The following is a 5,887-nucleotide window of genomic DNA, read 5'->3' as shown; positions in this document are numbered from 1 at the left end:
GTCCAGGCGAAGGTGTCGCGCTCGGGAGCGCGGCCGTCGGTCGTCGGGGCCGACACCCTCGGTCTTTTCCGGTCCGGGCCCTCCAGGTCCGGGTCCTCCAGGTCCGGTTCCGACACGCCCTAGCCGCGCACCGCTCCGGTGACCAGCCACTTGCCGCCGCGGGCGCGCCAGGCCAGGAAGCCGGCCCGCAGCAGCATGAACAGGTTCATCGCCCACCAGAGCCCGGCCAGTCCGGTGCCGGTGGCGGGCACCGCCAGGGCCACCGGGACGAACACCGCCAGGGTGGCGAGCCCGGCCCAGGCCAGGTAGGGGCCGTCCCCGGCGCCCATCAGCACGCCGTCCAGCACGAAGACCGGGCCGGCCACCGGCTGGGTGAGCGCGAGCAGCAGCAGGGCGGTGTCCAGCTGGGCCCGGACGGCCGGATCGGGCGTGAAGAGCGGGACGTACAGCGGGCGGGCGACCACCACCAGCAGGCCGAGCACCAGCCCGGAGACGACGCCCCACTCGACCATCCGCCGGGTGGCGGCCCGGGCGCCGGGGACGTCCGAGGCGCCCAGGTAGCGGCCGATGATGGCCTGTCCGGCGATCGCGATCGCGTCCAGCGCGAAGGCCAGGAAGTTGAACAGCGCCATGGTGATCTGGTGGGCGGCGACCTGGTCGTCGCCGAGCCGGGCGGCCACCGCGGTGGCGGTCATCAGCACCGCGCGCAGGCTGATCGTCCGGACCAGCAGCGGGCCGCCGGCCCTGGCACTGGCCCGGATGCCCGCGGTGTCCGGCCGTAGCGAGGCCCCTTCCCGGCGGGCGCCGCGGACCACCACGACCAGGTAGACGGCGGCCATCCCGGTCTGGGCGAGCACGGTGCCCCAGGCCGAGCCGGCCACCCCGAGCCCGGCGCCGTACACCAGGCCCGCGTTCAGGCCGATGTTGGCGGCGAAGCCCGCGACGGCCACCACCAGCGGCGTGCGGGTGTCCTGGAGGCCGCGCAGCACCCCGGTGGCGGCCAGCACCATGAGCATCGCCGGGATGCCCAGCGAGCTGATCCGCAGGTACGTCACCGCGTGCGGCGCGGCGGTCGCCGAGGCGCCCAGCGCGTCGGCCGCCCAGGGGGCCAGCAGCAGGGTGAGGAGGACCACCGGGACGGCCAGGCCCAGGGCGAGCCAGATGCCGTCGACGCCCTGCTGCACGGCGCCCCGGCGGTCCCCGGCGCCGATCCGGCGGGCGACCGCCGCGGTGGTGGCGTAGGCGAGGAAGACGAACACGCCGGTCGCGGTGGAGAGCGCGGCGGAGGCGACGCCCACCCCGGCCAGCTGGGGGGTGCCGAGGTGGCCGACGATCGCCGAGTCGGCCATCAGGAAGAGCGGTTCGGCGACGAGTGCGCCGAAGGCCGGGACGGCCAGGGCGAGGATCTCCCGGTCGTGCCGGCGTCGCGAGGGCTTCGGGGCCGGGGTCGGGGGCGAGGCGGTCATGGGCTCCAGGCTACTCATCCACAGGTAATGGATGTAAGGGCCTAGTGACTATTACTCGAAATCTTGAGCGGCGCGGTTCGTCCGCTCTGCGCCCACAGCCGTTCGGAGGTGTGTGAAGAATTTCTCATGCACAGGCCCGAGAAGAGGTAATCCCAGGTCAACAGGTTGACGGTGGATCGATTGTTCGGTTATCCACAGGGACGTCCACAGGGGTGTCCACAGCTTTGCGGCAGTTCTCCACAGGACGGGGCCGGTCATCCACACCCCCTGTGGATAACCGCCTTGGCGCAACGGCGTCCGGCGCCTTAGCGTGGGCCCTCCGCCCGACACTCCCGCCGCCCCGGCGTCCGATTTGTCGGGACCGTGGCGTACAAAGAGGAGCGGATCCGCTCCATCCAGCCACCGGCAAGCCCGCTCCACCTTCGCACCACTCGCTGATCGGGGAACACGCGTGACCGGCCCCCAGTACGACGACCACGACGCCCCGCCGCCGGAGGAGGACTGGCAGCCCGCCGAGGACCCCTTCCCGGCCGGCGCCTTCGACGACGCGCCCTTCCCGGACGGCCCGGGGGACCGGCTGCCGGTCTCGCGCGGCCGTGGCCAGGGCGGTCAGGGCGGCCAGGGCGGCAACCGCGACGGCCAGAAGGGCGGCTTCCAGAAGGGCGGCAAGGGCGACCGGAAGGACGGCGGCTGGCAGCGCCGGGACGAGGGCGGCGGTGACGGGGGCGGGGGCGTGGACGGCTTCGAGCGCGTCCCGCCGCAGGACCTGGACGCCGAGAAGTCCGTCCTCGGCGGCATGCTGCTCTCCAAGGACGCCATCGCCGACGTGGTCGAGGTGCTCAAGCCGGTCGACTACTACCGGCCCGCGCACGAGATGGTCCACGGCGCGATCCTCGACCTCTACGCCCGCGGCGAGCCGGCCGACCCGATCACCGTGGCCGGCGAGCTGACCAAGCGCGGCGAGCTCCAGCGCGTCGGCGGCGCCTCCTACCTGCACACCCTGGTCAACTCCGTCCCGACCGCGGCCAACGCCGAGTACTACGCCCAGATCGTGCACGAGCGCGCGGTGCTGCGCCGGCTGGTCGAGGCGGGCACCCGGATCGCCGGCATGGGCTACGCGGCCGAGGGCGACGTGGACGAGATCGTCAACGCCGCCCAGGCGGAGATCTACGCCGTCACCGAGCAGCGCACCAACGAGGACTACGCACCGCTCTCCGACATCATGGAGGGCGCCCTCGACGAGATCGAGGCGATCGGCTCCCGCAACGGCGAGATGTCCGGCGTCCCCACCGGCTTCGCCGACTTCGACCAGCTCACCAACGGCCTCCACCCCGGCCAGATGATCGTCATCGCGGCCCGCCCCGCGATGGGCAAGTCCACCCTGGCGCTGGACTTCGCCCGGGCCTGCTCGATCCACCACAAGCTGCCGAGCGTGATCTTCTCGCTCGAAATGGGCCGCAACGAGATCGCCATGCGCCTGCTCTCCGCCGAGGCCCGGGTGGCGCTGCACCACATGCGCTCCGGCAACATGACGGACGACGACTGGACGCGCGTGGCCCGCCGGATGCCCGACGTCAGCGAGGCGCCGCTGTTCATCGACGACTCGCCGAACCTGTCGATGATGGAGATCCGGGCCAAGTGCCGCCGGCTGAAGCAGCGCAACGACATCAAGCTGGTCGTCATCGACTACCTCCAGCTGATGCAGTCCGGCGGCTCCCGGCGGGCCGAGAACCGCCAGCAGGAGGTCTCGGACATGTCCCGTAACCTCAAGCTGCTGGCCAAGGAGCTGGAAGTCCCGGTCATCGCGCTGTCCCAGCTGAACCGTGGTCCCGAGCAGCGCACCGACAAGCGGCCGATGGTCTCGGACCTCCGCGAGTCCGGCTCGATCGAGCAGGACGCCGACATGGTCATCCTGCTGCACCGCGAGGACGCCTACGAGAAGGAGTCCCCGCGCGCGGGCGAGGCCGACCTGATCGTCGCCAAGCACCGTAACGGTCCGACCGCGACGATCACGGTGGCCTTCCAGGGCCACTACTCGCGCTTCGTCGACATGACCCGGGACTGAGCCCGGGCCCCGGCCGGGAGCGGTCAGACGGTGACGGTGGCGCGGAAGAGCGTGCTGCCGGTGCCGGAGAGGCGGGTCGGGGCGCCGGTGGCGGGGAGGAAGGCGGCCTGGCCGCGGGCCAGGTCCAGGACGGTGCCGTCGGCGGCGGTCAGCCGGGCGGCGCCCTCGGTGCAGAGCAGGATCTGCGGGGTGCGGCCGTCGATCTCGCGCTCGGCGCCGTCCAGGACGAAGCGGGAGAGCCGGAACTCGTCGATCGGGACGGGGTAGAGCTCCTCGCCCGGGGTGCCCTCGACCGGGACCGGCTCCAGCGGCTCGGGGGCGCCGGCCTCGAAGACCACGACCTCCAGCAGCTCCGGCACGTCGATGTGCTTGGGGGTGAGGCCGGCCCGCAGCACGTTGTCGGAGTTGGCCTGGAGCTCGACGCAGACGCCGGACAGGTAGCCGTGCGGCACCCCGGCGCCCAGGTAGAGCCCCTGGCCGGCCCGCAGCCGGACGTGGTTGAGCAGCATGCCCGCGACCACGCCGCGGTCGGCCGGGAAGTCCTCGGCGATCCGGGCGTACGGGGCGTACTCCCCGTCCGGGTCGGTCGCGGCCAGGACCTCGACGGTCCGCCGGACGGTCTCCGGGTCCAGCGCGAGGGCGGCGGTCAGGGCGCCGCGCAGCGCCTCGGACTGGTCCTCGGCGGCCAGCCGGTCGATCACCGGGGCGAGCCCGGGCACCGCGAGCCCGGCCAGCAGCCGGGCCGCGTCGGCGGGCCGCCGGAAGCCGCACAGGCCGTCGAAGTCGCCCAGCGCGCAGACCATTTCGGGCTTGTGGTTGGCGTCCCGGTAGTTGCGCTCGGGGGCGTCCAGGGGGATCCCGAGGGCGTTCTCGGCGGCGAAGCCGGCCCGGGCCTGGTCGAGCGTGGGGTGGGCCTGGATGGACAGCGGGATGCCGGCGGCCAGGACCTTGAAGAGGAACGGCAGGGTCGGGCCGAACCTGGCCACGCTCGCGGCGCCCAGCTCGCCCTCGGGGTCGGCCGCGATCAGCTCGTCCAGCCGGCGCGGGCCCTCGCCGCGGTCGGCGCGGGACGGGGCGCCGGGGTGGGCGCCCATCCACAGCTCGGCCTGCGGTTCACCGGTCGGCCGCTGCCCGAGCAGCTCGGGCAGGGCGGTGAGCGACCCCCAGGCGTACGGGCGGACGGTGTTGACGAGCCTGTCCATGCGCGCGGTCCTACTCCTTCGCAGTCTGGGCGGCCCCGGATGTCCCGAGTCCGGATCGCCGGGGCGGGCCCGGCGGTGCGGGCGGTCCGGGCACGGGCAAGGGAAACGACCCTAGCCGAACGGTGTCACCCACGGGGAAACGGTGGCCACCGGGTGGGAGTGCCACGGCCGGACCGGTGGTTCCCGGCGCGGTAGTAGGATGCCAGGACGCAGTAGCCTCCGCCCTGCGCGCAGTTCGCCACCGAGGTCCTCCCGGCGGGCTGCCGGCGGAGCCGCGTTCCAGAGTGCGGGCGCCGGTGTTCCGAGACCCCCCGTCATCGGCCGAGAGGTTTGTACGTGACCGTGAACCAGCAGAGTTTTGCTGATCTCGGCAAGGTCCTGGTGATCATCCCGACCTACAACGAGGCGGAGAACGTCGAGCGGATCGTCGGCCGGGTCCGTGCCGCCGTCCCCGAGGCGCACGTCCTGGTTGCCGACGACAACAGCCCCGACGGGACCGGCGAGCTGGCCGACAAGCTGGCCGTCGAGGACGAGCACGTCCACGTCATGCACCGCAAGGGCAAGGAGGGCCTGGGGGCCGCCTACCTCGCGGGCTTCCGCTGGGGCATCGACAACGGCTACGACGTCCTGGTCGAGATGGACGCGGACGGCTCGCACCAGCCCGAGGAGCTGGACCGGCTGCTGGGCGCGCTGCGCGGCGCCGACCTGGTGCTGGGCTCGCGCTGGGTGCCGGGCGGTCGGGTGGTGAACTGGCCGAAGTCGCGGCTGCTGCTCTCGCGCGGCGGCTCGACCTACTCGCGGCTGATGCTGGGCGTGCCGATCCGGGACGTCACCGGCGGCTACCGGGCGTTCCGCAAGGAGACCCTGCTGGGTCTGGGCATGGACGAGGTCGCCTCGGCCGGGTACTGCTTCCAGGTCGACCTGGCCTGGCGCACGGTGAAGGCCGGGTTCAAGGTCGCCGAGGTGCCGATCACCTTCGTGGAGCGCGAGCTGGGGGCGTCCAAGATGAGCCGCAACATCGTGGTCGAGGCGCTGTGGCGGGTGACCACCTGGGGTGTCACCGACCGGCTGGCCAAGCTGCGCGGGGCCACCGCGAAGCGCTGACCGACCGAACCGTCCGTGGCCGAAGGGCCCGTCCACCGAACCGGTGGACT

4 protein-coding genes are annotated in these 5,887 nt (G+C 73.1%); 2 read left to right on the top strand and 2 right to left on the bottom strand.

Translation table 11 applies throughout. The features are described from left to right. Positions 1-119: 119 nt before the first annotated feature. Positions 120-1,466, bottom strand: a complete 1,347-nt coding sequence (locus ACFU6K_RS29075; RefSeq protein ID WP_380667968.1) for an MATE family efflux transporter — start codon at positions 1,464-1,466, stop codon at positions 120-122. Positions 1,467-1,917: 451 nt separating this feature from the next. Here ACFU6K_RS29075 and dnaB point away from each other — a divergent pair, with 451 nt between their 5' ends. After that, the gene (gene dnaB, locus ACFU6K_RS29070; protein ID WP_380667966.1) at positions 1,918-3,531 is read left to right on the top strand and encodes a replicative DNA helicase; all 1,614 of its coding nucleotides are present in this window, start codon (positions 1,918-1,920) and stop codon (positions 3,529-3,531) included. A gap of 23 nt (positions 3,532-3,554) precedes the next feature. On the opposite strand, the gene manA is transcribed toward dnaB, so the two are convergent. Further along, positions 3,555-4,733: a mannose-6-phosphate isomerase, class I gene (gene manA / locus ACFU6K_RS29065; RefSeq protein WP_380667964.1), complete on the bottom strand. Its 1,179-nt coding sequence runs from the start codon at positions 4,731-4,733 to the stop codon at positions 3,555-3,557. Between the two features lie 336 nt (positions 4,734-5,069). Here manA and ACFU6K_RS29060 point away from each other — a divergent pair, with 336 nt between their 5' ends. Beyond that, entirely contained in the window at positions 5,070-5,837 is a 768-nt protein-coding gene (locus tag ACFU6K_RS29060) for a polyprenol monophosphomannose synthase (protein ID WP_380667962.1), read from the top strand. The last annotated feature ends 50 nt before the right edge of the window (positions 5,838-5,887 follow it).

The sequence above is a fragment of the Kitasatospora sp. NPDC057512 genome (assembly GCF_042802135.1).
In the GTDB taxonomy this organism is placed as follows: Bacteria; Actinomycetota; Actinomycetes; order Streptomycetales; family Streptomycetaceae; genus Kitasatospora.
The sequence above is the reverse complement of the archived record's forward strand: the minus strand, read 5'-3'. Positions and strand labels throughout refer to the sequence as shown.

Excerpts from the sequence above, each read along its gene's own strand:
- ACFU6K_RS29075 (WP_380667968.1), bottom strand. The coding sequence starts at position 1,466 with ATGACCGCCTCGCCCCCGACCCCGGCCCCGAAGCCCTCGCGACGCCGG.
- manA (WP_380667964.1), bottom strand. The coding sequence starts at position 4,733 with ATGGACAGGCTCGTCAACACCGTCCGCCCGTACGCCTGGGGGTCGCTC.